This window comes from Bacteroides timonensis (assembly GCF_000513195.1).
GTDB lineage: Bacteria > Bacteroidota > Bacteroidia > Bacteroidales > Bacteroidaceae > Bacteroides > Bacteroides timonensis.
In genome coordinates this window covers 56,990-83,635 of sequence record NZ_CBVI010000073.1, presented here as the reverse complement: position 1 = coordinate 83,635, position 26,646 = coordinate 56,990, and the positions used below count along the sequence as shown (strand labels likewise).

At 42.6% G+C, this 26,646-nt stretch carries 22 protein-coding genes; 9 read left to right on the top strand and 13 right to left on the bottom strand.

All coding sequences use genetic code 11. The features are described from left to right. Positions 1–15: 15 nt before the first annotated feature. The gene (locus BN161_RS13960) at positions 16–552 is read right to left on the bottom strand and encodes a UpxY family transcription antiterminator (protein ID WP_044267224.1); all 537 of its coding nucleotides are present in this window, start codon (positions 550–552) and stop codon (positions 16–18) included. Between the two features lie 1,188 nt (positions 553–1,740). On the opposite strand from BN161_RS13960, the gene BN161_RS13950 reads away from it, so the two are divergent. Both BN161_RS13950 and BN161_RS13945 read left to right on the top strand, forming a co-directional pair. Next, positions 1,741–2,103, top strand: coding sequence for an SH3 beta-barrel fold-containing protein (locus tag BN161_RS13950; RefSeq protein ID WP_044267219.1), 363 nt, complete (start codon positions 1,741–1,743; stop codon positions 2,101–2,103). 24 nt (positions 2,104–2,127) lie between these two features. Continuing rightward, the gene (locus BN161_RS13945) at positions 2,128–2,829 is read left to right on the top strand and encodes a DUF4373 domain-containing protein (RefSeq protein ID WP_044267263.1); all 702 of its coding nucleotides are present in this window, start codon (positions 2,128–2,130) and stop codon (positions 2,827–2,829) included. Between the two features lie 69 nt (positions 2,830–2,898). On the opposite strand, the gene BN161_RS30550 is transcribed toward BN161_RS13945, so the two are convergent. Beyond that, positions 2,899–6,036: an ATP-binding protein gene (locus tag BN161_RS30550; protein WP_449374818.1), complete on the bottom strand. Its 3,138-nt coding sequence runs from the start codon at positions 6,034–6,036 to the stop codon at positions 2,899–2,901. 194 nt (positions 6,037–6,230) lie between these two features. Between BN161_RS30550 and BN161_RS13935 the strand changes: the two genes are divergently transcribed. From BN161_RS13935 to xpt, 5 genes are read left to right on the top strand one after another with little or no spacing between them, the layout of a single operon-like run. Beyond that, positions 6,231–7,448, top strand: coding sequence for an exonuclease SbcCD subunit D (locus BN161_RS13935; RefSeq protein WP_044267217.1), 1,218 nt, complete (start codon positions 6,231–6,233; stop codon positions 7,446–7,448). A 22-nt stretch (positions 7,449–7,470) separates the two neighbouring features. Beyond that, on the top strand, positions 7,471–10,890 hold the full coding sequence (locus BN161_RS13930; RefSeq protein WP_044267215.1) for an AAA family ATPase: 3,420 nt from the start codon (positions 7,471–7,473) through the stop codon (positions 10,888–10,890). Positions 10,891–10,934: 44 nt separating this feature from the next. Further along, complete coding sequence (gene map, locus BN161_RS13925) at positions 10,935–11,789, top strand: type I methionyl aminopeptidase (protein ID WP_029328380.1); 855 nt, start codon at positions 10,935–10,937, stop codon at positions 11,787–11,789. 2 nt (positions 11,790–11,791) lie between these two features. Further along, positions 11,792–13,141: a DNA recombination protein RmuC gene (rmuC, locus tag BN161_RS13920; RefSeq protein ID WP_044267211.1), complete on the top strand. Its 1,350-nt coding sequence runs from the start codon at positions 11,792–11,794 to the stop codon at positions 13,139–13,141. 26 nt (positions 13,142–13,167) lie between these two features. Next, on the top strand, positions 13,168–13,734 hold the full coding sequence (gene xpt, locus BN161_RS13915; RefSeq protein WP_044267209.1) for a xanthine phosphoribosyltransferase: 567 nt from the start codon (positions 13,168–13,170) through the stop codon (positions 13,732–13,734). Between the two features lie 103 nt (positions 13,735–13,837). Here xpt and BN161_RS13910 read toward each other — a convergent pair whose 3' ends face one another. The 5 genes from BN161_RS13910 to lepA all read right to left on the bottom strand — a co-directional run bounded on the left by BN161_RS13910 (position 13,838) and on the right by lepA (position 20,534). Next, positions 13,838–15,529: a M56 family metallopeptidase gene (locus BN161_RS13910; protein ID WP_044267208.1), complete on the bottom strand. Its 1,692-nt coding sequence runs from the start codon at positions 15,527–15,529 to the stop codon at positions 13,838–13,840. Between the two features lie 32 nt (positions 15,530–15,561). Then, positions 15,562–15,930: a BlaI/MecI/CopY family transcriptional regulator gene (locus BN161_RS13905; RefSeq protein WP_044267206.1), complete on the bottom strand. Its 369-nt coding sequence runs from the start codon at positions 15,928–15,930 to the stop codon at positions 15,562–15,564. Positions 15,931–16,098: 168 nt separating this feature from the next. Then, the gene (nhaA, locus tag BN161_RS13900; RefSeq protein WP_044267204.1) at positions 16,099–17,418 is read right to left on the bottom strand and encodes a Na+/H+ antiporter NhaA; all 1,320 of its coding nucleotides are present in this window, start codon (positions 17,416–17,418) and stop codon (positions 16,099–16,101) included. Between the two features lie 53 nt (positions 17,419–17,471). Beyond that, positions 17,472–18,647: a cation:proton antiporter family protein gene (locus tag BN161_RS13895; protein ID WP_044267201.1), complete on the bottom strand. Its 1,176-nt coding sequence runs from the start codon at positions 18,645–18,647 to the stop codon at positions 17,472–17,474. 105 nt (positions 18,648–18,752) lie between these two features. Further along, positions 18,753–20,534 carry a translation elongation factor 4 gene (gene lepA, locus BN161_RS13890; RefSeq protein ID WP_044267199.1) on the bottom strand — a complete coding sequence of 594 codons (1,782 nt, stop codon included), beginning with the start codon at positions 20,532–20,534 and terminating at the stop codon, positions 18,753–18,755. A gap of 251 nt (positions 20,535–20,785) precedes the next feature. On the opposite strand from lepA, the gene BN161_RS13885 reads away from it, so the two are divergent. Continuing rightward, positions 20,786–21,721 (top strand): fimbrillin family protein, encoded by a 936-nt coding sequence (locus tag BN161_RS13885; protein WP_052356288.1) that lies wholly within the window; start codon positions 20,786–20,788, stop codon positions 21,719–21,721. Between the two features lie 47 nt (positions 21,722–21,768). Continuing rightward, positions 21,769–22,413, top strand: coding sequence for a pyridoxamine 5'-phosphate oxidase (pdxH, locus tag BN161_RS13880; protein ID WP_044267195.1), 645 nt, complete (start codon positions 21,769–21,771; stop codon positions 22,411–22,413). A gap of 96 nt (positions 22,414–22,509) precedes the next feature. Here the strand turns inward: pdxH and BN161_RS13875 are convergent, their stop codons facing one another. The 6 genes from BN161_RS13875 to BN161_RS13850 form a co-directional block, all read right to left on the bottom strand. Continuing rightward, positions 22,510–22,710 carry a winged helix-turn-helix domain-containing protein gene (locus BN161_RS13875; protein ID WP_044267193.1) on the bottom strand — a complete coding sequence of 67 codons (201 nt, stop codon included), beginning with the start codon at positions 22,708–22,710 and terminating at the stop codon, positions 22,510–22,512. 211 nt (positions 22,711–22,921) lie between these two features. Continuing rightward, positions 22,922–23,383, bottom strand: coding sequence for a C-GCAxxG-C-C family protein (locus tag BN161_RS13870; protein ID WP_044267191.1), 462 nt, complete (start codon positions 23,381–23,383; stop codon positions 22,922–22,924). A gap of 15 nt (positions 23,384–23,398) precedes the next feature. Beyond that, positions 23,399–24,163 carry an exodeoxyribonuclease III gene (locus BN161_RS13865; protein WP_044267189.1) on the bottom strand — a complete coding sequence of 255 codons (765 nt, stop codon included), beginning with the start codon at positions 24,161–24,163 and terminating at the stop codon, positions 23,399–23,401. Between the two features lie 62 nt (positions 24,164–24,225). Beyond that, positions 24,226–25,488: an Nramp family divalent metal transporter gene (locus tag BN161_RS13860; protein ID WP_007213741.1), complete on the bottom strand. Its 1,263-nt coding sequence runs from the start codon at positions 25,486–25,488 to the stop codon at positions 24,226–24,228. A gap of 130 nt (positions 25,489–25,618) precedes the next feature. Beyond that, positions 25,619–25,864, bottom strand: coding sequence for a TIGR03905 family TSCPD domain-containing protein (locus BN161_RS13855; protein ID WP_044267187.1), 246 nt, complete (start codon positions 25,862–25,864; stop codon positions 25,619–25,621). Then, positions 25,864–26,601 carry a YebC/PmpR family DNA-binding transcriptional regulator gene (locus BN161_RS13850; RefSeq protein WP_007217994.1) on the bottom strand — a complete coding sequence of 246 codons (738 nt, stop codon included), beginning with the start codon at positions 26,599–26,601 and terminating at the stop codon, positions 25,864–25,866. Before BN161_RS13850 ends, BN161_RS13855 begins: the two co-directional genes overlap by 1 nt. Positions 26,602–26,646: the final 45 nt, after the last annotated feature.

The window sequence follows — 26,646 nt, the reverse complement described above, 5'->3', positions numbered from 1 at the left end:
ACGGCCGATCGTCAATTATTTGATTACTTCTATAAGATCCGGATGAATCGTAGCAAGCGCAACGGCAATAACACCTTGTATCTCGATGACCACACGGCGATCACGTGCCCCTTTCACTTTCAGAAAGACGCCTTCCTGTCCCTCGAAATCACCGCCCGTGATACGAACTTTCGTACCTTTGGACAAATTCAGTTCATCAGGTTGGAAATACATGAGATGGTCATTGTAAGTACCGGCTACAGCAATAAAACGTTGCATCTCACTGTCAGAGATAATAATCTTCTGTCCACTACGGGTATCCGTAATGTATTGCAAATAGCTTACCTGTGATTTGATGCGCTTCACCTCGGAAGGACGGGCATGGACAAAAAGCAGGTTATGTACAACAGGAACCAAAGTACGGACTTTCTTACCTTTCTTTATGCTGATCTTGTATTGCATGGGAACGAAACAACCCATTTTTTCCTTTTCAAGCAGACGCATTGCATCAGGCTCTCTACGGTATGTGGCACGCATCGCATACCATATTTCAGTCTCTTTATCCGCTTCCATTTCAAGGATTATTTCAGAAAAGGGTGTTCCCTCGGGGCTTTGAACTCCTTGCATACACTTGAATTTCAATCACTTGCGAACACTTTATGTAAGATATGGCAAGTATTGTGTTCCTCTTGCCTTTTGATTTTCTGTAGCTGTTCATTACCTTAAATATCTTACAGGTAAAAAGCTATGAACTAATGGATTAGAGAAGAAAATTATCTTTTAATCGTTCGTTTAATGTGCGTAAAGTTTTTTAAATTTGATAAAGTCAGAGAAAGAATAAAAGGAATAGATATTAACTAATATTTTTACAAGTTTTTTATCGCTTATAATCAGATAATTAAGTCAAAATAGCACTATATCACAAAATCTTTTTTATCAAACATTTTGTCATTCAAAAAAACACCTTTATCTTTGTGCACATTAAACGAACGTTTTTTGGACGCCCCGCAAAACGAAGATTAACCAACTAATAATCAATACATTATTATTACAAAACGAATCTTTATCTATCATTTTTCCTCTCTATTTCCTCCCCATTCCAATTAAATTATCTACTTTCGCATTTTTTAACCACGTTAATATTACCTAACGGTTAATTAATCATTTAAGTCATGACAGAATTTAAAAAAACAGGAAACTGAACGGGAATCAGCTGAGAAGTAAATCGTACAAGTCTGAAAATCAAAAGAAAAGCCAAAGTAAGAAACGAAACAGAACAAGTGTTATAGATGAAAGTCTATTGCCACTTCGGGTATATTATGGTGATAATACTCACCTTTATATAGGTTATCTGAGACATTTCAAATTAGGTGGTTTTGAGTGCATGGGAATCAAAACAATCAGCGATTTAATAGAATGGATATACGGTTTAGAAATGATGCGAAAGCATGAAAGAGGAGAACATATTCCTTTAAAATACAGTAGTTTAAACACTGAAATCGAAAAAGTGTGGGCCGTGATACAAAAGGAAGATACGGAACACATGGATCCTTACGGCTATGATGTAATAATAAATCATTGATAGTTTACTACAAAGAAAGGGCATAACTTTGCCCCATCAATCTGACTGTGGAAGGACTACACCCTTTCACCAGGATGGTGTAGCCCTAACCACAAAAGGGTGTAGCCATCCGGAGCAAAGGGTGTAGCCATCGCAGACAACTGATTATTAACTATTTATAAACTAGTAAATTTATTAAAATGAAGAAACAAACGTTGGGACACCAACAAAAGTATGTAACGAAAGACGAAAGAGTGGAAAATCTATGGAGAAAACTGATTAGACAGGAAACGGACTTATCCGAAGAAACCATCGCATGGATAGCACGACGTATTTTACAATTAACTGCCTACATGCCATACGGATGCGCACTGATAGCCTATCGAAAACAAAATGGAGATTTTTACATGGGAAGGGGAACACTGATACATTACGAAGCCGATTTCCACCGCAAATACGACATCGAGCGTATTCAGAACCATGTAGTATACTGGGATATAGAGCAACAGGGATGGAGAACGTTCCAGATTGAGAACTTCCTGGAATGGAAACCGATGATTTAAATGAAAAACGAAAAATTAAAAATTATGGACTCATATCTATTACATGATGCCAATGCAGGCAACAACTTTAAAATGATGATAATGATGCAAAAAGAAGGAATGAAAGGGTATGGCATCTACTGGATGCTGTTGGAATTTCTAAGATTACAGGACGGATATAAGGCAGACTTAAGAGTATTGCCCATACTAGCACAGAAAATGAGAGTTACGGTAACCACCCTGAAGCGGATCATATACGACTATGCACTCTTCGAGATAAACGGCACAAGCTTTTCATCGCCCGGACTCACACAGCGCATGAAACCATGGGACGCCCAACAGGACGCAAAAAGAGAGTCAGGCCGCCGTGGAGGGTTGGCTAACCAACAGAAAATCAGGGATGCCAAGGCAAGCAACGCTTTAGCTATAAACAAAGAGAATAAAGAGAATGAAACAATCCCCTCTATATCTCCCCAAGGAGACACGAGGAAGAATGAGGAGATTCTTCTTGTTCCACCGGAGTATGCGCTCAATAAGCAGACATATAACTACGAAGGATTGATAGAAGAACTGGAACGGCAAAAAGTGACATCCTTAAAAGAAAAAAATGCCATCCTCAGGCTAACCGATTTCGGAAGACTGGGTGGCAAAATATGGAAAATCATCTATGACATCAACAATTCGCCACAGATGAAAGCACGGATTGTGATGCCCGGAAAATATATTCTGAAGTTGTTGCAAAATTAAGTAGATGATCATAATTAGCTTATACTTTGCAAGTATAAGCTAATTATAACATACCTCTCCCTGATCATCCTACATAAATATCAGCTGCTTCTTAAGCAAGTCCACAATATCACTTTGCAGCTTCTGCGCATTGATAGGTTTAGAAGTATACGCATCAAAACCACTGTTCAGAATGCGTTCTTCATCTTCGGCATAGACATAAGCAGTTACTGCCATGATCGGAACCGTCGGCGACATTTCGCGTATAAGTTGTGTAGCTTCGTAACCGGTCTTTTTAGGCATATTGATATCCATCAATATCAGATGGGGGTTGTATTTCTTGAATAGCTCTACCGCCTCTTCCCCATCCCAGGCATGGAGAATGTTGTACTGACGCTTCAGGATAGATTCGAACAACAGGAAATTACTCTCATTATCCTCAGCTATCAGAACTGTGAGTTTGCTCTCCACTTTATTCAACCGGTGCTCTTTCTGTTCCCTCACCGATTTGAGCTCAACGGGACGATAAGGAAGAGTAAACCAGAAAGTAGAACCCTTGCCGGGTTCCGATTCCACACCAATCTCACCACCCAGATTCTCTACAATACTTTGGCAAATAGAGAGTCCCAGTCCTGTGCCTTGCGAGAACGAATCAAGCTTTACAAAACGACCGAACACAGTATCTTTCTTGTCTTTTTCAATTCCATATCCCGTATCCGTGATATAGAAATAGAGAAAATCAGTATTTTTCAGATGATAACCAAAAGTGATGCTTCCACTGGGGGTGAACTTCATAGCATTATTCATCATATTGGTTACCACTTGCGTCAGCCTGTTCTTCTCAATGTTTACAAAACAATCCGGCATTTCCGGCAGATATCGGATGACAACCGCATCATTTTTCTGGCGGAGCCGGGCGGATTCTTCCAACTCCTGAAACAAGGCATTCAAATCTATATCGGAATAGACAAACTCAAGTGTTCCGGACTCAATCTTGGAAAGATCCAAAATATCTCCTACAAGTTGCAACAACAGGGTATTATTGTTCTCGATAATATTGATGTATTCTTCTTTTTCTTCCGGCTCTTCCGCATCCGCCAGAATACTGGAAAAACCGACAATAGCATTGAGCGGGGTACGTATTTCATGGCTCATATTAGCCAGGAAAGCTGATTTAAGACGATTGGATTCTTCCGCTTTTTCTTTTGCCGTAATCAGATCTTCTTCCATTTTCTTTCGCCCGGTGATCACGAGAGAAGAACCGATCAAAGTAATCGGATTGCCCTTTTCATCCCGCTTATCAACCGTGGCCTGAGCCTCAACCCATTCATAACGCGCCACTCCATTCTTGCGGACTATCACACGATATTCTTCCTTAATCTTAGAAACATTACCTTCCGTCAGTTCCTTATAGGCTTTCTTTACCCGTTCCCTATCTTCTTTACAGATTTTGGCAAAATATTGGTAATCGGGTACGGAAAGCTGATCTTCGTTCATCATGCTATCGTCATGGCTAAGCTCCACCGGACGGTTCACATCACAGAGCATGGTACCCTTCTCCAGGTCCCATTTCCAGGGAACGATATTCGCAACATCCAGCGACATTGACAATTTGTGATTAGCGGAACGCAACATCTGTTGTGTCTCGGCCAGTTCGGTATTGTCTACGCAGAAAACATCAATGAATCCCTTATGCTTGGAGGGCGTCAGAATCACATTGAAATAATTACCTATATTTTCGTAATAGTATTGATAAGAAAGTTCCTTTTGAGTGGAAGTAACCATGCTATAGAGGTGGCACATCCTTTCAAAACCTTTAGGATCCGCCTCACTTCCTTTTTTGCCGATAACCTCACCCATGGATTTGAAGTATTTCTCAAAACGTGGATTGGCTTCCACAGTGATATAGTCCACAATCTTTCCCGCAGAGTCGTAAATCAGTTTCTGTTTCAAATAAACGATAGGCATATTCTCAAACAAACTGTGATAACTGGTCATCAGTCTGATCTGTTCTTCCTGCTTTTTTCTTGTTCTGGACAGCCACCCCATCCGCAGCCACATAAACAAGAGCATGATGACTACAATGGCAATTATGACGCTATATTTATGCTGTTCCCAGAAAGAGGGCGGCATCATATAAAAAACTGAATTGGGAGGACACAAACCAGGCGACAATCCGGCTTCCATAAGATCGTAATAGTTGAACATGGGAGTAGGCATACCACAGTCTACGACACGGGCTCCTTTCTCGTTGACACCGGATAAAACACCGTTGGTGATCTCAACCACTTTTCTTCCAACAGTTTTTTCATCAAAAAAATAGCCGCCTACCAGACCGTTCCGCTGCAATCCGGTATTATCTAATGAGAAGATAGGTGAAGAGGAATAATAGCTCAGAATTCTGGAAATATTATTGGTTAATACGACATTCCCTTTTTGAGTATCCTGATACCATGAGCAAAAGAGAACTCCGCTGTTTGCCTCTGCATGACTCAAGGAATCCGCCAATGCATCGGTAGTCATTACCCCGGCAACATAATCCTTTATTTCAAGTTCGGGAAAGTCCTTGCTCACAATCTCTTTCAAATCCGAACGGAATTGGGCACTTATATACCGGGCATCCGACAGAAATATCAACTCATCCATTTCAGGCATCAAATCCTGCATCAGCGAAACTGTTTCTTTGAGATATGCAGGTACATGGAATACGGTCAGCGACAAATTTCCTTTATAATCTTTCAAGGGAGTTCTCTCTTCTACCGGAATGGCGTGCCTCTCCAGATAAGCCTCCTGCGGACCAACGTAATCCGTCTCCGTACAAAGAATCACAGGGACATCTTTCCATTGTTTTTCTATATCATCTCTCAGCAACCCCCAGGAAGCACTACCTAAAAGAATCAGGAGTTTTGGAGGATTGTCTGCATATTTTCCAAAGAGATTTTCTGTATATTCCAATAATTCTTCTGCATTTTGTAAATGCAAAAATTGACTGCCCATGTGCTCCACATCCACTACATAAGGAGAATTTTTATGCTGATAAGAATTATAAATAGGGATAATGAAGTCGTTACTCCACCGGGAAGATCCACTGTATGCGTTAAGAATCAATATTCTACCTTCATTCCCTGGTTTAAATACTGAAGAGATTTCGCCAAATACATTAACAGTATTTAAAAGAAAGACAACTAATATAATAAACACTCTGATTATTATTTGCAAATATTTCATCTAAGTTATAGTTTGCTCTATAAGTGTATCCATTCTTTACCGCATAAGGAATCAAAGGTCTACATTACAGAAAAATTATAGTGCAAAACTAATTAAAAATCAGACAATTCCCAGCTTTTAGAAAAGAGATTTTTAAAGAGGATTGCGTATCTTCCATATTCTGCGTACTTTTGAAAGCATTAAACAGAAGAATCATGAAAATACTTCATACCAGCGACTGGCACTTGGGGCATACATTATATAATTATGACCGCAGCCACGAGCAACAAGCATTTTTGCAACAACTAACCCGCATTGTAGCAGAAGAAATGCCGGATGCTATGGTAGTGAGCGGAGACATCTATCACTACTCCACCCCATCGGCAGCCACCCAAAAGATGTACACGGATGGTATGCTCGAAATTCACAGAGCATGTCCCGGAATGACGATTGTGGTAACTGCCGGAAACCACGACAGCAGTTCTAAACTGGAAATAGACAGCAGTCTATGGAACCATTTTGGCGTGAAAGTCGTAGGAAACATCGAACGCACCCGGGAAGAGGTGAATCTGGAAAAACATATCGTGGAAGTAAGAGACAAAGAAACAATACTGAAAGGATATATCATTGCCGTCCCCCACGTCTATCCACAGAATTTCCCGATGCTGGACACTGAAACACCACGTGAAGAACGGCAGGCACGCTTCTTCCAGGCATTGCTGGACGAAGTAGGAAAAATAAATACGGAAGGATTGCCTGTTGTATTAATGGCACACCTCTCCATAGAAGGCAGCGACCGGACGGGGCATGACGAAACTGTGGGCGGAATAGAATACGTTCCCATCAGTTCGATGGGCGAAGGATACGATTATCTGGCACTCGGACACATTCATTGCCCGCAGAACATCAAAGGAAGCGGACGGCATGCACGCTATTGCGGTACCCCCCTACCCGTCAGTTTCGACGAAGCTTATCCGCACTCCGTATCTATCGTTGAAATGAAAGGATGGGAAGAGCCACAGATAAGAACTATAGAAATAGAAAATCCAACGCCACTCATCACCCTCCCCAAAGAACCGGTCGTCTTCGAAGAAGCCATAAAGCTATTGGAAGAATATCCGGATGACAAACCGGCTTATATCCGCCTGAATGTTCTGATAAAAGATTATCTGGCACCCGATTGCAATGAACGGGCATCGAATGCTGTAAAAGGAAAAAACTGTAAATACTGCTATATCAAGCCCAACCGCGAAAAACGGACTTCAGACGATGTAGCCCGGCACATCTCCATTCAGGAAATACAGGAAATGTCTCCGCTGGAAATAGCCAGACTTTATTATCAGGAGGCAGAAGGAGAAGAGATGGACGAAGAACTCTGCGAACTGATGAGCAGTGTCGTGCAAAAAGTAAGAGAAAAGAACAATCTGCGCTAATCCGTGTAATCTGTGGTGAACTATGAAACTTCAAAAACTGACTATAAAGAACCTGGCATCCATAGAAGATGCTGTCATTGATTTTGAGAACGGACCTTTGAGTGAAGAATCCCTGTTCCTGATCTGTGGTGAAACAGGTGCCGGCAAAACGACATTACTCGATGCCATTTGTCTGGCACTCTACAACGAAACGCCTCGAATGGAACGTGCGGAAAATGAAAAGTACCGGGATGTAGGACAAATGTTTTCTTCTAAAAAAGAAGATGTGGCAATAAACGACAGCCGCCAACTGATGCGTCGGAATACCAATGAAGCTTGGACAGAACTGGAATTTATCGGTTCAAATGAAATACCTTACACCGCTAAATGGTATGTGGCCCGTGCACATCGGAAAGCATCCGGTGCCATTCAGGATGCAAAGTGGACCTTGGAGAACCGTAAAGCCAACCTCCAGATCACCAAGAAAAACGAAATCAAGGCGGAAATACAAAAGGCCGTAGGACTAAACTTCGAGCAATTCTGCCGTACCACCCTGTTGGCTCAAGGAGATTTCACTAAATTCCTTCAAAGCAAAGAAAGTGAAAAATCGGATATTCTGGAAAAACTGACAGGTACCGGAATTTATTCTGAAATAGGTGCAGGAATTTATGCCATAACGAAAGAAAAACGCATAGACTATGAGAATCAGAACCGGAAACTGGAAGGAATCCATGTGCTGACTGAAGAAGAAATGGCCGGAATTAACGAAACAATAGCTGCGTTAAGTACCGAGATCAACGGAAATACCGGGCAAAAGAACATAGCGGCACTGAAACGTGACTGGCTGAAAAGAAATACTGAACTCACCCTTACTCAAGAAAGCCAACAGAGAATCTGGGAAGTGAAGAAAGAACTGTTGCAATCGGATGACTTCCGGCAGAAAGAGCTACTGATAAAGGATTGGAATCACACTGCGGATGCCCGCAATTGGCTCTCCTCTTTCAAACAGCAACAGCGGCAACAAGAAATCAATGCCGAACAAACCAAAAGTTTGAAGCAGAATTTCATCCGTCTCAGCAGTGGCTGCATTTGGCTGAAGGAAAACATGAAAGAGCAACAGGCAAAACTAATCCTTGCTGAAGAATATCTGCAAACTCATGCCCCGTTCCTGCCCATGTTCGAACAGAGCCAGTCTATCATCACCGATTTGAATGCGGTGCTCTCCTCCCATTCCCGTATCTCCATTTACGAGAAACAGATAGCGGAATTGACCCGGCAACAACCTGCCCAAGAGCAGGAACGCACAAATAAAGAGAATGACTTCAATCTGAAAAACAAAGAGAATCAGATTAAGCAACAGGAAATAAACCAACTGAATGTGCAGCTTGACTCCATGAACCGGAGCGCCTTGCAAGAAAAGAAGAGTACATTGGAGATTATCAAGGAGAATTTGCAGAAAGCTCAAAATGCTCTGATAGTATTGGAAGAAAAGAAGACATCTCTTGCCACTGCCGAGGAAAACGAGAAATCACTGGAAACGAAACTGCAAACCGGCAAGAACCAGCATGAGAAACTTAAAAACGAATTCAACACCCAAAAGAAAGCATACGATGGCCTTAAAGAGCTTTATGACAAACAAAAAGAGGCTGTGGAGGAATGGGCTAAAGAAGCCCGTGCCCGTCTATCTATAGGAGATATGTGTCCGGTATGTGGCCAGAAGATAGAGGCGCTCAGCAAGGACGAAGATTTTCAGTCGATGCTTGCCCCTATCCGGCAATCGCTGGAAGTAAAAGAGAAAGAATACAAGGAAGCGGAACAAGCTTTAAACAGTAACCGGGCAGAAGTCAAAACCTATGAAAATATGATAGCAAGCAGCCGTCTGGCAACAGAAAAGGCGCGGAAAGTTCATGATACTGCCCGAACGGAAGCAGAAGAGAAATGTGGTCGGTGCTCTATTCCAAGCATCTCCGACAATACCAAAGAAATACTGGAAAAGTTGTTTCAAGAGAATAAACTGAATCTGGAGAATGTCAGTACCCAACTGAATGAAATACAAACCCTCTCCAACCATATCTCCCGGCTGCAACATCTGAAAGACGAGTACCAGAAAGTAGTGGAAGCTGCCCGTAAGGCATTTGATACTGCCGACAAGAATCTGACAAAGCTGAAAAACGATATCACCAATAAACATTCACTGGCAGAAAGTGAAAAAGATATTGTCCGTACTACGCTGGAACGCGTCAGCCCACTGATTCTTTGGGAAGGTTGGCAAACCGAGTGGCAGACCTCCCCTACCGCTTTTATCGAACGCCTACAGAAATCCGCAGGGCATTATAAACTTGCACAGAACAGACAAGCGGAATTAAAAGCTACCATCGCCCTCATCGATAAAGAACTGAGCAGCATATCCGCCACCCAAGAACTGATCTGCACAGCTTTCCCCGAATGGAGGGATCTTCCGGCAAAGGAAAAAATGGAAATCAAGAATCTGGGAATGGCCTGGAATACGCTGAATTCTGAAGCCGGCGGACTGAAACAGAACATCCTGTCTGTCCGGAAGAATCTCGATGAGCTACAAACCAACCTGACAGCATTCTATACCACATATCCGGATATGGACGAAGCACGCCTCATCGCTCTTTCCTCCTACTCCAACGAGCAAATAGAATATCTGCGCAGCGGACAACAGAAGATTAGAGAAGAAGAAGTGGCAGCACAGACAGCCTTCAGACTCACAACCGGACAACTGGAAGAACACCAAAGTAAGAAGCCGGAAATGGAGGAAGAAGAAGCCCTCGAAAGTCTGGATAGCCTTATCACTGCTTTGGATGAAAAGATCACAGCAGGCAATCAGACCCTCTTACGACTGAAAATCCAATTGGAAGAGAATGAGAAAAACATTGCCCGGATAAAAGATGAGAAGAAACGTGCAGACGAGTTGCGGGAAGTTTACCTGAAATGGGATCGCCTTTGCCACCACTTTGGTGACGAGAAAGGAAAGAACTTCCGGAACATTGCCCAAAGTTTTGTACTGAAAGAATTGCTCAATGGAGCAAACTTCTACCTGCAACGCCTGACCGAACGTTACGAATTGGAATGTCAGGCGGGTTCGCTCACCATTCTGTTGCGTGATTTCTATCAGGGAGGTGCGGCACGTCCGGCCTGTACACTGTCCGGTGGAGAGAGTTTCCTGGTTTCCTTGTCATTGGCACTTGGTCTGTCTTCACTCAGCCGGCATAGCCTGTCGGTAGATACATTGTTCATTGATGAAGGTTTCGGAACCTTGAGCAGTGATTATCTGAACACAGTAATGGACACACTGGAGAAACTACACCAGATGGGCGGCAAGAAAGTGGGTATCATCAGCCATGTAGAAGGGCTGCGCGAGCGGATCAAGACCCAGATACAGGTGAAGCGAATTGATAATTCGAGAAGTGAAATCACAACATTGAGGACACTATAAATATTATTGTGTACTTTTGCAGCAACTATTAATAGAAAAAAACAATGAAGAAGTTCATAAAAGGAGTCCGGTTTGCTCCTAAAAACTATTCCGACGAAGTAGAAGCGAAGATTCAACATTATAAAAAGGAAGGTTATAAACTACCGTCGCGCCACTTATTGCGCACCGAAGAACAATTGGCGGGTATCCGCGAAAGTGCCAAAATCAACACCGCGCTGCTGGATTATATTTCCGCAAACATCCGCGAAGGAATGTCCACTGCGGAAATTGACCACATGGTCTATGAGTTTACAACGGATCATGATGCAATACCTGCCCCTTTCATGTACGAAGGTTTCCCCAAAAGTGTATGTACAAGTATCAATGACGTGGTATGTCATGGCATCCCAAGCACGAAAGAGTTCCTGCGTAGCGGAGATATTGTGAATGTGGACGTTTCCACCATTTATAAAGGATATTTCTCGGACGCATCGCGAATGTATATGATTGGAGAAGTGAAACCGGAAATGCAACGTCTGGTACAGGTGGCAAAGGAATGCCGTGACATAGGCGTACAGACGGCACAGCCGTGGGCACGGCTTGGAGACGTCGGTGCAGCCATTCAGGAACATGCGGAGAAAAACGGATACAGTGTAGTACGCGACCTGTGCGGACACGGCGTAGGAATTAAGTTCCATGAAGAACCGGACGTTGAGCACTTCGGCAAACGCGGTACAGGTATGCTTATCGTTCCGGGAATGACATTCACCATCGAACCGATGATAAATATGGGAACCTACGAAGTCTTCATTGATGAAGCCGACGGATGGACCGTCTGCACAGACGACGGACTGCCATCGGCACAATGGGAAAGTATGCTTCTGATTACCGAAAACGGCAACGAGATATTGACTGAATAAGCATGGATATTGTTTTTCTAATTATCGGTCTTATAGTAGGTGCCGGCGTAGGGTATCTGATAGCCGGACGAAAAAGTGCCGCGTTATCCGCACAACTGCAAGCTACCCGCGAACGGGAAGAGCTGCTGAATCGTACGGTAGAAGAACGGATTGCACGTGAGAAAACCATCACAGCCGAGCGCCTGGCGGAGCAGGAAAAATCTTTCAATCTGAGACTGGCGGAGCAGCAGAAGCAATGGGAAGAACGTCTGAAATTGCAAACTGAAGAAGCGGAAGCCTTGCACAAACGCATGAGCACGGAGTTTGAGAATCTCTCTAACCGCATTTTCAAAAGCAAGACAGAAGACTTCACCAAACTGAATTCGGAGCATCTCAGCAATTTACTCCGCCCATTGGGAGAAAACCTGAAAGATTTCCGGGAAAAGGTGGAACAAGTATATGACAAAGAGTCGAAACAACGTTTCTCGCTGGAAGAACGCATCAAAGATTTGGTAGAACTGAACAACCGGATCAGCGAAGATGCCAACAACCTGACTCGTGCGCTAAAAGGTGACTCCAAGATACAGGGCAACTGGGGGGAAATGATACTGGAGCGACTGCTGCAAGCTTCCGGCCTGATAGAAGGCGAACATTACTTCCGCCAGGAATTCCTGAAAAACGAACAGGGTGAAATGCTGACCAACGAAGAAAGCGGCCAGAGAATGCAGCCGGATATTATTGTCAGGTACCCGGATGAGCGGGAAATGATTATCGACTCCAAGGTATCCCTGACTGCCTATGCCGCTTACAATTCCGCCGAAAACAAAGAGGAAGAGGCTCGCTGGCTGAAAGCACATCTGCAATCGGTACGGGCGCATGTGGATGAACTCAGCCAGAAGGATTATTCGCATTATGATGCAAAAGCACCGGACTTTGTGATGATGTTTATCCCTACCGAAGCTGCATACCTGACGGCTATCAAAGCAGATACCAATCTATGGGAATACGCCTATAATAAAAAGGTGGTATTGATGAGTCCTACCAATCTGATCAGTGCGCTCCGCCTTTCCCTCGATCTCTGGAAACGGGAAAATCAAGTGAAGAATGTGCAGGATATTATCAAACGAGGTACATTGCTTTACGAAAAGATTGCCGGATTTACAGATACATTCCTGCGTATCGGTGACAATTTGAGCGGATTGCAAAGAGATTATGACAAGGCTTACAACCAGCTTTCGGATGGCAACGGCAGTGTGGTAAGACAGGCCGAACTGCTGCGTAACATGAGTCTGACTCCTAAAAAACGAATATCAGCAAGGCTGCTGCCCAAAGAAGAGGAAACGGAGGAAGAAGAAAACGAACAGAACAAATAGACAATCCCAATTAAGATATATAAGACATGAAAACCTTGAAAGACCGTATCCTGAAAGATGGAAGATGCTACCCCGGAGGTATACTGAAAGTAGATAACTTCATCAATCACCAAATGGACCCTATCCTGATGAAATCCATCGGTGTGGAGTTCGTCAGACGTTTTGCTTCTACCCCAATCAACAAAATTATCACGGTAGAAGCCAGCGGTATCGCTCCCGCCATTATGGTAGGCTATTTATTGGAATTACCCGTAGTCTTCGCAAAAAAGAAAAAGCCGAGTACTATGGAGAACATGCTGGTTACCTCTGTCTATTCTTTCACCAAACAACGCTCTTATGATGTATGTGTCAGTAAAGACTTTCTCCGTCCGGGTGACCGGGTACTTTTCATCGATGATTTCCTGGCTAACGGAAATGCTGCCAAAGGCATCATGGAACTTGTGAAACAGGCCGGAGCCGAACTGGTGGGCATGGGCTTCATCATAGAAAAAGCCTTTCAGCATGGAGGTGACGAACTTCGTGAGCAAGGTATTCATGTGGAGTCTCTGGCGATTATTGAGAGCCTTGACAATTGCGAAATTAAAATCAGATAAAAGTATTTATCGTACATCTATAAACTTACAGCCGGCTTGTTGATTCATTAACAAGCCGGCTGTTTCGTTATAATCCGAATATATGTTTTTATTCAGTAAAGCATTATTTATGGGATAAAGTTGTCCGAATAATTTCTTTCACATCTTCCACGATTCCCATAGTAACATCTTTATCAAACTTCAGTCCCACTGATAATCCATCGCTGTTGGCAATCGTTTGGTAATCCTTTAGCTTCAATTCCAATTCCTGAAGGGAAGGATTCTTTATCACTGAGCTTGTACCTCCTTTCGGATACAAAGATACTTCTATGGGTAAAAGTATATCCGAAGCCGTCTTATATTTAGAACTGTAAGTCTTAGGCTCTCCAAAAGAAACGAATATAGGAAGCAAACTATCTAAACGAGCTTCGGAAACTCCACCCAATTCTCCGGAAATTTCTCCACGAACCTGTAAATAAGCCTCTTTTATGGTGCGCAGATAAGAAGTGATAGCGGTGGATGACGAACCACGGTCATACCTTACAAATAAACCGGAAATCAGTCTTTTATCCGTATTCGTAACCTTCCGATACTCTTTCCTCAAGATATCCTTAAGGCGGACTGATAAGGTTTCCACATCATATTCTTTAATCAATTCCTGATTCAGCATCATCTTATTATTCATGTTCACGAAGAAACTATAAAAAGTTCCCGTCGGTTTCTCAATCCGATACTCCTTCTTTCCACCCACAGCATCTTTTGCCTTACGCTCGAAGAATGCCTCCAATTGTTGCAATTCGCTCTCCTGAACTGAATTTTGTTTCACACTCACAGGCGTGTTTATCGCCTGCTCCATTGTTTTCTTCACTTCCGGTTGCGCAAAAGCATAAAGCGCTCCGGTAGCTACGGGCACAAAAAGCAACAGCTTCAAGTGTGCCCAATTGTTTGTTCTTCTTTTTAACATCATTGTGATACGATTTTTAAGTTTGCTGTGATTGAACCCGCAAGCCATAGAGTAGAGCCTTGTACCCACGGACTTCTTCACCAGCAAGAGTTGATATTCTGTTGCATCGATGCCACTATTAATAACGCCATTATCGGCTTCATATTCATGCACTTCACGAAGTTCACGCATCAGAAGCCATGCGGCAGGATTGAACCAATGGAATATAACGATACATTCCATCCAAAGTAAATCCAATGTATGCCTATGTTGCAGGTGCATTTGCTCATGCAACAGGATTTCTCCGGGATTCCGTTCGTAATCCTCCTGCGACAGGACAATTGTATGCCCCCAACTGAAAGAAACCACCTTCTCCGGACAGATGACCAGCTTATATTTCCCGTAATTACAGACAGGGTAACTCCGGATAAGCCGGCGCATGCGGATGGTAGAAAGCAAGAGGAAAGCAAGCACTATCAAAGCCCCGATAAAATAACAACCGCCCAACAGCCAGATCACAGGAATAGCATGAATCGCATTCGCATGATATTCCTCTATCCCCTCCCCTTTCTCTACTATCAAAAGACTTGCTTCTCCGGACAAATGTTTTTCACCCGTTCCTCCTTCTCTGTGAACATTTTCTTCCTTCTCAGTCAATAAATGTCTTACAGTAGTTATTGGCAACTGCAAAGTTGTATATTGAGGAACATCTATTTGCAGCAATGGAAGTAACGTACATGCCATCGTTCCCGCCAGCAACAAAAAACGGTTCGTACGGAACAGCGTATCTTTCCTGAAAAAGAATCTGAACAAAAAGTACAGGATTGTCAGGCATAAGGTAGACTCAAATATATAAAACAATATAGTTCCCATGATCTATTTATTTTCCGGGTATAACTCTATTTCTATCTGTTCGACTTTTTACTTTCGATCTCTACTATCAACGCTTTTAACTCGTCTACCGACATACCTTCTTCTTCAATAAATGTAGATACAACATTGGTATAAGAATTATTATAGTATTGGGCCACTACGTCATTCAGTGCAGAACGCTTATATTCTTTATCGGAAACAGCCGCATAGTACTGGTACGTGTTACCATAGGCCTTGTATTTCACAAAGCCTTTTTCCTCCAATCCTCTAACTAAGGTAGATACGGTATTATAATGAGGTTTCGGCTCTTCATAAAAAGCCAGCAATTCACGAACAAACATCGGACCATGTTCCCAGAACATTTGCATGATTTCCTCTTCTTTAGCAGTCAATCGTTTCATAATATTTTCAAGTTTATTTGGGTGAACAATGCAAAGATAGGAATTAGTTTTAAACAAACAACTAACACTATTAGTTATTCAACTAATAAAAGAAGTAGTTTAACTAATATTATTAGTAGATAGTCAATACACCTTATTATATATAGAAAAAGAGAAGAAATATCTTATTTATGCTTTCTTTTTCTTTGGCAATACCTGGTTCAGTACCACATATCCCAGTATTCCGGCAATAATAGTACCACACAACACACCGAATTTAGCTTGGTTCAGCAGTTCCGGATAAGCACCGGAGAAAGAAAGGTTGGCTATGAACAATGACACCGTAAATCCAACGCCACCCAGCAATGACACGCCTGCAATATTTTTCCAGTTCATACCTTCGGGCATACGGGCAAGCCCGCTTTTAATAGTCAGCCAGGTGAAGAGATAAATTCCCAAAAACTTACCCAAAAGAAGACCTAAGCCAACAGCAAGACCTACATTTCCTATAACTTCTCCGCCACCGCTAAAAACGACTCCTGCATTGGCAAAAGCAAATAAAGGAAGAATGACAAAATTCACGGCTCCATGCAAGTTATCCTCCAAAGACTGTAAAGGACTTATCACACGATCCGAAGCCCGCTCCACTTGCTTCAATGTAGCAATCTGTTCGTTTGTCAATACAATGTTATCAGATTGTACCACCGGGAAAGAGCTGACAATAGCCCGGATACGCCGGATATATTTACCCGCATCCAGCCGTGGACGAGCGGGGATTACAAATGCAAGTATCACACCGGATATTGTACTGTGGATGCCGGATTGCAGGAATAAATACCAGATAATAATGCCAAAGAAAAGAAAGAAGATCTTCTGTGTCATACCAAACTTTCCCATATAGTATAAGAATGCATAAAGTATAGCAGCTACAATCAAATAACCGTAAGCAACCTCGGAGCTATAAAAAATGGCAATCACCAGAATACCACCAATATCATCTACCACAGCAAAAGCAGTCAGGAAAATTTTCAGACTCAATGGTACGCGCTTGCCCAGCAGACTAAGCACTCCCAATGAGAAGGCAATGTCCGTAGCCATAGGAATAGCCATGCCTTGTGTTTCAGGAGTACCGGGAGTTACCAGAAAAAAATAAACCAGAACCGGAAATATCATTCCTCCACATGCTGCAATGAACGGCAGAATAGCTTTCCTGAAAGAGGATAACTCTCCTACCAGTAACTCGCGTTTTATCTCTAATCCCACGGCTAAAAAGAAAATTGTCATCAGACAGTCATTGATAAATTCAATCATCGTCAGATTATGACCGCCATGCGAAAGCAAGTTAAAATCACCAATACGTAAATGCAGTTCCTGCAACAGAAAGTTCTGATACACAGAAGACAGCGAAGAATTGGCCACAACCGCAGCCAGAATAGCTGTCAAGAACAATAAGATACTCGCCACTACATTCAGTGACGAAAAGTTTTTCACAGTACGTAGAATAATCATATATTCAATTTCAATATTAGATTTCCAAAGGATGCTCCGGTACCGTTAAAGAGCTATTCCTGATAGCTCATTAACGCCAGTTTTTTAACCCAAAGCACAAATATACCTGTTAATATCAGATTAAGCACAATAGTAAGTACAGAAATTACCAATGCCGGACCACCCAGATTATAGCCCAATGCAATAAAAATAACTCCCGCTCCTACCTCACCACGGGTAAACATACCAATGGAAAGTGCCAGACGTTCGCTCAATTTACGATCGCGATAAAAGAAGACCGGAAACAACTTACCGACATTGGAAAGTAACGATACAACAACCACATGTACAATAATCAATGCCCAAGGCATCATTTCCTGAGAACCGGTTATGGAGCTCAATCCCATATCGCCGGGGAGACTAATTCCCACAAGCGGGGGCATACTCATACCCACCAGAAACATAAATATAAATGAAATTCCAGTCGAAGCTTTATGCTCCCAGGCTGTATCAATATCCTTATGTTTCATGACCATACCCAGAACGAATGCCGGAAGCAACACCTCAATATGAATGCTGGCATCTTCTCCATATAAGTTCTTTGTAATAAGATAAAGCGATTGAGTGGCGGCAAACACCAGAACGGAATAAAACAGAATGGCTTTCCAATCCTGCCGCATATTGTATTTACTCAGTTTCTTCCAACCGAAGGAAAGCAACAGAAAGACGATAAGGATAATTACCAGCAACTGCCAGCGGGGTCCGATCATCATTATTTGCAAAGGAATCATTAAGAGGATGGTATCCAAATCATCAAAGATGGCCAGCACCTGAATCTTCTTGTAGATCCAGCTGGACTTTAGTCCGATAGCAGCCAACATAGTGAATAATATACCTGCGGAAGTAGGAGCCGCAAAACGACTCAGCAACAAGTTTTCCTTCCATGCCTCCCAACTATTCCAGTATTCCGGCGGAAGTAAAACAAAAATATAATAAATAGCAATCAGAAACCAAGGCATGGCTGCCGTAGCCATGGCAACGAAATAATCTTTTGCGTACGTTTGCCATCGGGACTTGTCCACCTCAAACTCACGTCCCACATTAATCATAATGAATCCCAGACAAATATACAGTAACACATTAGATACAGTTTTCACCGTACCATAATCACTTCCTGACCATGCAGGCAGATATTGCGCTATAAAGAGACCTACCACCAGGAAGGCCGAAAATGATAGAACTTTTCTCATTTATTATTAGTTAGAATTTTCAAAACAAAGGGGATTGTCAAGACAGTCCTACAGAAAGAGAACAATCCCCGGACTAATATGAATCAGCTTTTATGCTTTTTTATATTAATCTAATTTCAACACCGCAAGGAACGCTTTCTGCGGCACTTCAACATTACCAATCTGCTTCATACGTTTCTTTCCTTTTTTCTGCTTCTCCAGCAACTTTCTCTTACGACTGACGTCACCACCGTAACACTTTGCCGTAACGTCTTTGCGTACCGCCTTAATCGTCTCACGAGAAATGATTTTAGCTCCGATAGCCGCTTGGATAGCAATATCAAACTGCTGTCTTGGAATCAGGTCTTTCAGCTTCTCGCACATGCGGTGTCCCAAATCATACGCATTGTCGAAATGTGTCAGTGTTGAAAGAGCGTCCACCGGTTCGCCGTTCAGCAAAATATCCAGTTTTATTAACTTGGATGGACGGAAACCACTGGCGTGATAATCAAAAGAGGCATATCCTTTCGAGATACTTTTCAGTTTATCATAAAAGTCGATAACAATTTCTCCCAAAGGCATATCATAATAGATTTCCACACGATTACCCGAAATATATTCCTGCTTTACCAGTTCACCGCGTTTGCCCAAACACAAAGTCATGATGGGACCGATATAATCGGTAGTTGTAATAACGGAAGCACGAATATAAGGCTCTTCAATGCGGTCTATCAAAGTAGGATCGGGCATACTTCCGGGGTTATGCACCTCTGTCATATGACCTTGTTTGTCGTATATATTATAAGAAACGTTCGGCACAGTAGTTATCACGTTCATGTCAAATTCACGATCAAGGCGTTCTTGCACAATCTCCATGTGCAACAGTCCCAGGAATCCGCAACGGAATCCAAAGCCCAGCGCCAATGAAGATTCAGGCTGGAAAGTCAATGATGCATCGTTCAATTGCAGCTTTTCCAAAGAGGAACGCAAGTCTTCAAAGTCTTCCGCTTCAATGGGATATACACCGGCAAAAACCATCGGCTTCACTTCCTCGAAACCTGCGATAGCTTCTTTACACGGACGGGCAATGTGAGTAATCGTATCTCCCACTTTTACCTCTTTAGAAGTTTTGATGCCGGAAATAATGTATCCCACATCACCTGTACGCAGTTCCTGACGCGCCACCATCTCCATCTTAAGTACACCGACTTCATCGGCATCATATTCTTTACCGGTATTGAAGAATTTCACCTTATCTCCCTTACGGATCACCCCGTTCACAATTTTGAAGTAAGCGATGATACCACGGAAAGAGTTGAATACGGAGTCGAAGATCAAAGCCTGCAACGGTGCTTCCTCGTCCCCTTTAGGATGGGGAATACGCTCAATAACCGCACTCAGAATCTCTTCTACGCCCATACCAGTCTTACCGGAAGCACGGATGATTTCACTACGTTTGCAACCAAGCAACTCTACGATTTCATCCTCCACCTCTTCGGGCATGGCACTCGCCATATCACACTTATTGATGACCGGAATAATTTCCAGATCATGCTCAATTGCCATATAAAGATTGGAGATCGTTTGCGCCTGTACACCTTGCGAAGCATCTACAATCAGTAATGCACCTTCACAAGCAGCAATAGAACGGGAAACCTCATACGAAAAGTCTACGTGTCCCGGAGTATCAATCAGATTCAGAACATACTTTTCGCCTTTGTACGTATACTCCATCTGAATAGCATGGCTCTTAATGGTGATACCTCTCTCTTTTTCCAGATCCATATCATCCAACATCTGTCCTCCGGTCACCTGTATGGTGTTGGTAAATTCAAGCAGACGGTCAGCTAAAGTAGACTTACCATGATCAATGTGGGCAATAATGCAAAAGTTACGTATATTCTTCATTTTCTACAATTATCTATCTATAAATAAGTATATTACAAAATGAGGCTGAATAACTCGTAGTACAGTCGCAAAACAAAATGGTAATATCTCGCAACGGGCTCGCCTCCTTTTGCGGGCGCAAAGATAATGAAAAATATGAGGTTTTGAAAGTGATTTATTCAATATCCGAGGTCGTAAATGTCTATATATCCTAAAACTATTCTATCATTCCACTGTTATGTATGCATAATAACCTAAACTGCATAACTGAAATGAAAAAATTTATTATTTTTGCGTGTTCCCTCCTATTATTGGCCGGATGCTCCAAGAATGAGATAATCATTTATGGCTCATCGCCCGAAAACAATGAATCCGACAACAGTCAGCCTTCGGAGAAAGAAGATGCACTCATCACCTTTTCCGCTTCACTCGAAAGTCGTAAAGTAACCAGATCCATGTCGCCCATGCCTAAAGGCCTGGTAAGTCAGATTTATGCCTTTGAAACTACAGACAGGAATTTCGATGACCCTTTTGCCGAAGGTTTATATTCAACCGCTTCCGCAGGTGTATTGACCGGATTGAAAGGCTACAAAATGTATTTGAGTAACGGATCATATAATATGTATGCGTTTTCTGAAAACTCATCCGTTTATCCTCCAGACCTGATAGATGGAATATCCGCTCCGTTAAAGAATGGCATTGACTATCTATGGTGGGAAAATCTGGATCAAGACGTCACAACTTCACAAATCCACATGCCCATTGTATTCCAGCATGTAGCCACTCAGGTTGTAGTAGACTTATCAGCCGGCGACGGTATAAAACTGGACAGTCTGATTTCAGCAAGTATACTTCCACCCACACCAGGTGCCACTCTCGATATACAGACTGGAATTATTGAATCCACCTACACCTATGATACTACTCCGCTCACTATGGGGAAAAACGGTTTTCTCACGCAGGCCATCGTTCTACCGACAAAAGCCACCAATCCTATGTCTTTGACACTACAGATATTGGCAGACGGAGAAACGACTCCACGTACCTATACCGTAGGCATTCCCATTCCAGGCAAACTGGCAGGAGGATTTTCGTACGTCTTCAGTGCCATTATAGACGGAAATTCCGTATCGTTCCCTAATGTCAGTATCAAAGACTGGACCGAAGTAGATGAATCCGGTAACCCGCTTTATCCGACACAGAAATAATAAAGATCGCTCTTGCATCCCCAAAATACAACAACAAAGTAGAAAATATGGAAACTAAAATATCTGAAATCAGAAAAGAGTATACCAGAGGCAAATTGACACAATGCACCATCAATGACAATCCTTTTGAGCAATTCGAAGGATGGTTGAATGATGCTATTGCCCACAATGCGGACGAGCCCACCGCCATGATAGTAGCAACTGTTTCGGCCGAGGGACATCCCTCTACACGCACCGTCTTGCTGAAAGGAGTGGAAAACAACAAATTTATATTCTTTACTAATTATGAAAGCCGAAAAGGAAAACAATTGGCTGATAACCCATATATTTCCCTCTCTTTTGTATGGCACAAATTGGAAAGACAGGTACACATTGAAGGTAAAGCCGAAAAATGCCTCGACCAAGTGTCGGATACTTACTTTTCCAGCAGACCCTATAAAAGTAAGATAGGTGCAAGAATTTCTCCGCAAAGCCGGGTGATAAGTAGTCGTATGGAGATTATGCGGGCTTTCGTAAAAGAGGTCTTCAAGCTGGCGGGGCATGAAATCCGACGTCCCGACAACTGGGGTGGTTTTGCCGTAACTCCTACCCGCTTTGAATTCTGGCAGGGGCGGGAAAGCCGCCTGCACGACCGCATTCAATATATACTCCAGGAAGATGGTAGCTGGAAACAGGAAAGACTGGCTCCTTAAACATCCCTTGTCAATGGACTGGAACATAAAAAGAAGCGTTGATAACATATAAATGTATCAACGCTTCTTTTTATAAGATAAATGTCAATCTCTCTCTTAAACCAACGTAACAAACAGTTCGCCTTCTACTTCCTGAGTAGAGATCTTGTCTTCTCTCAACAACCAGCCAAGGCCCAAGAACAAATCTTTGTCTACCAACTTAGTTGCTTTCTTGATTTGTTTAGCAGTTAAACCTTCAGTCTCATTCAGAGCACTCCAAATTTTTCCTGCAGTTTCACCAGCTTTTTCTTTTAACATTTTCCTTTTGTTTTTAGTTATACATGCTTTAATCTAAATTCTCTCATTGGTGAGGTTCAGATTTTATTTCAGCGGCAAAGATAGTTATATTTATGTTATATAACACATTATTCTCTGCTTTTTTATGTTATATGTCATAATAAGAGCATTTTTTCAGCAGGTCAGACCAAAAAGAATGATTCATTCAAGCGAAACTGATGGTTTGTTTACATTAAATAGACGATCTGTTTTCAAGATATTCCGCCCAAATACGGGCAGCTTCTTCCACCATCCTGACACACGGACGTTTAGCATAATATTGGTCGGTGCGTTCTTCGGGAGTAGACACTCCTTCCGGCTTCTTCAACCCCAATAATTCAGCACAAATTGTAGAGCCGTTCCGTTTCTTAAACTCGGCAGCCAATTCCTGTACTACTGCATAATTGGCCCCTTTTCCTTCACGGTCTTTGGGATCAGTCGCTCCGGTTTCCAGTCCGGCAAGCAGAAACATACCGCATGCAGCGCCACAAGTCTGACGCATACGACCGATACCTCCACCGAAGGAAGCTGCCATACGCGCCGCCTGTTCTTGCGTAAATCCATACATGTCGGCAAAAGCAAGCACCACAGACTGGGAGCAATTATAACCACTCTTAAAAAACTCTACCGCTTTCTCTATTCTTTCTTCAAACATTACCCTATCCCTTTTTTAGCCTTCTATATCCAACAACATGGGACAATGATCAGAATGTACAGCATCATTCAGAATACGCGCCTCTTTCAGTAACGGGCGAACAGTTTCGGTCACCATACAATAATCAATACGCCATCCTTTATTCTTTGCGCGGGAGTTGAAACGATAACTCCACCACGTATATTCCTGCTGTTCGGGATGCAACAAGCGGAAAGTATCGATAAAACCGGCATTCAGAAAACGCGTCATCCATTCCCGTTCTTCGGGCAAGAAACCACTATTAGTAGCGTTACGAATAGGATCATGAATGTCTATCGGTTCATGACAGATATTATAATCTCCGCAAAGTATAAGTTTCGGACATGATTTTCGCAGCTCCGTCACGTACTCCTGGAACTTCTCCAACCATACCATCTTAAATGCCTGGCGTTCGTCACCACTCGTTCCTGAAGGATGATAAACACTTACGACAGATATATCGCCAAAATCGGCACGGATAAAACGGCCTTCATTATCATATTCTTCTATCCCCATGCCATATTCCACATGGTCCGGCTCTTTTTTAGTCAAGATGGCTACTCCGCTATACCCCTTCTTCTGCGCAGAATAGAGATAATGCTTATACCCCAATGCACTCAATGCTTCTTCCGGATATTGATCCGGCTGCAATTTAGTTTCCTGAATGCACACAACATCAGCTTGTTCCCGTTCCAGCCATTCCGGCAAACCTTTACTAACAGCTGCACGCAGCCCGTTTACATTATATGTAATAATTTTCATATGATCGTTTATTTAGTTTATATCTTATATATCAGAAGCCTGATTGTTCAAATGTATCCGCTTTATGACAATTCGGATATCAACAACATAATATTCAATACGGTCACGATACCTGCAATAGCGTAAAGTACGAAACTGCTCCATTTACTGTTGACATACTGCCCCATTACCTTACGCGAAGATGTCAACCCGACTTGCAGGAAAACGGTAAAAGGCAACTGTATACTCAGCACCATTTGCGAAATCAACAGCCCTTTAAAAGGATCGCCAATGAAGAATATCAGCAACAAGGCGATACCCAATGAAAGGATCACACCCACCTGCGAGTGACTATCCTTGATGTGATAGGATTCACCGAAGATACCGGCAAAGATAGACCCCGCCGCCATACCACTTGTAATGGTAGATGAAATACCCGCCATCAGCAAAGCCAGAGCAAAGACAACCGCAGCACTGTTTCCAAGCAAAGGCTCCAGCAAAGACTTCGCCTGTTGCAGTTCTTCAACCTGAATACCGCTTTTAAAGAAAGTAGCAGCAGCCAGCAATATCATAGCACTATTGATAGCCCATCCCACAATCATAGAGAAGAGCGTATCAAACAACTCATACTTCAAAACCTTACGAATAGAACTATCATCTTGCTTATTATATTCATGGCTCTGAATCACCTCCGAATGCAAGAATAAGTTATGCGGCATCACCACCGCTCCCAACACACTCATAATAATCAGCATGCTCCCTTTCGGAAAAGCTGGTGTCACCCATCCTTCCACAGCCATCGGCCAGTCAATCTTCACCAGGAACAACTCATAAATAAAGGATAATCCGATAACGGAAACAAAGGCAATGATGGAACGCTCTATCTTCTTATACGAATTCGTAAAAAGCATGATGACGACAAAGACGGTTGTCAATACAGCTCCCCATATAATAGGGATATCAAAAAGCATTTCCAAGGCAATTGCACCTCCCAATATTTCGGCAAGGGAAGTCGATATGGATGCCAACACCGCAGTGCCCAAAATAGGACGTGAGACCCACTTTGGCGTATATTTTGTGGCTGCTTCTGATAAACACAAACCTGTAACAATGCCCAAGTGAGCCACATTGTGCTGCAATACAATCAACATGATCGTTGACAAAGTTACCACCCAAAGCAGGGAATACCCAAATTCGGAACCCGCTGCAAAGTTGGAAGCCCAGTTTCCCGGATCAATAAAACCAACTGTAACAAGCAATCCGGGACCAATATATTTAAAAACGTCCAGACCACCCAAATAACGCTTGTGGTCCCTACGTTTCAAGTCTTTCAGAATATTTTTCATCGTTCGTTCTTTTAATGGCGTAAAATTACGAAATAATAACAAGCGAGCCACACTTTCAGTTCAAAAAAGAAGCCCCCGGCATTGTACAACACCGAGGGCCAACCTATATTTTTAAAGTACAGGGATTTAGTTAGAATCCCATTTCATGCAGCGCCCTACATAACTGATCCGGACAAGAAGTCGAACGTCCTCCGCAACGAATTCCTTCCAGACGGGAAATCACATCATTTACCGACATTCCTTTCACCAGACGGGAAAGACCTTGCAAATTTCCGTTACAACCTCCCCAAAACGCAATATCCGCTATTATATTATTTTCTATTTCCAATTCAATGTGAGAACTACATGTACCTTGAGTCTTATAAGTATACTTCATTACTCTTCACTACCCTCCGGCTTCATATTGGTATAAACTGTTTGCACATCATCAAATTCTTCGAGACGTTCTATCATCTTGTCCAAAGTTTCACGTTGCTCGGGAGTCACCTCTTTCGTATCGTTCGGAATATAAGTAAATTCACCACCGACATCCTCAAAGCCACATTCTTCCAGATGTTTCTGGATAGCTGCATAGCTCTTCGGATCGCCATAGATAGTGATTGTTCCTTCTTCTTCATCCTCTTCGAACTCATCATCTACATCGTAGTCAATCAGATCAAGAATGAGTTCTTCCATATCTATGCCGTCCTTCTTCTTGAAAGTAAACATACACTTATGGTCGAACAGGAAAGCTAATGATCCCATAGTACCCAAGTTTCCGCCAAACTTATTGAATACGGAACGTACATCAGCGACTGTGCGGGTAGTATTGTCAGTCAACGTATCTACGAATACAGCAACACCGTGAGGACCGTATCCTTCATAAGTCATTCCTTTGTAATCGCTCTGGTCCTTACCCATTGCATTCTTGATAGCACGGTCAATGTTATCCTTCGGCATATTCTCACGCTTACAAGTAGCGATAACCGAACGCAAAGTCGGATTATTTTCCGGTTCCGGGCCACCAGCCTTTACTGCAATAGCAATTTGTTTACCCAGTCTTGTAAAGGTCTTTGCCATGTGACCCCATCTTTTCAATTTGGCAGCTTTTCTATATTCAAATGCTCTTCCCATTGGAATTATATTTTAATGTTTAATTATTAATTGTTTTAATTATCA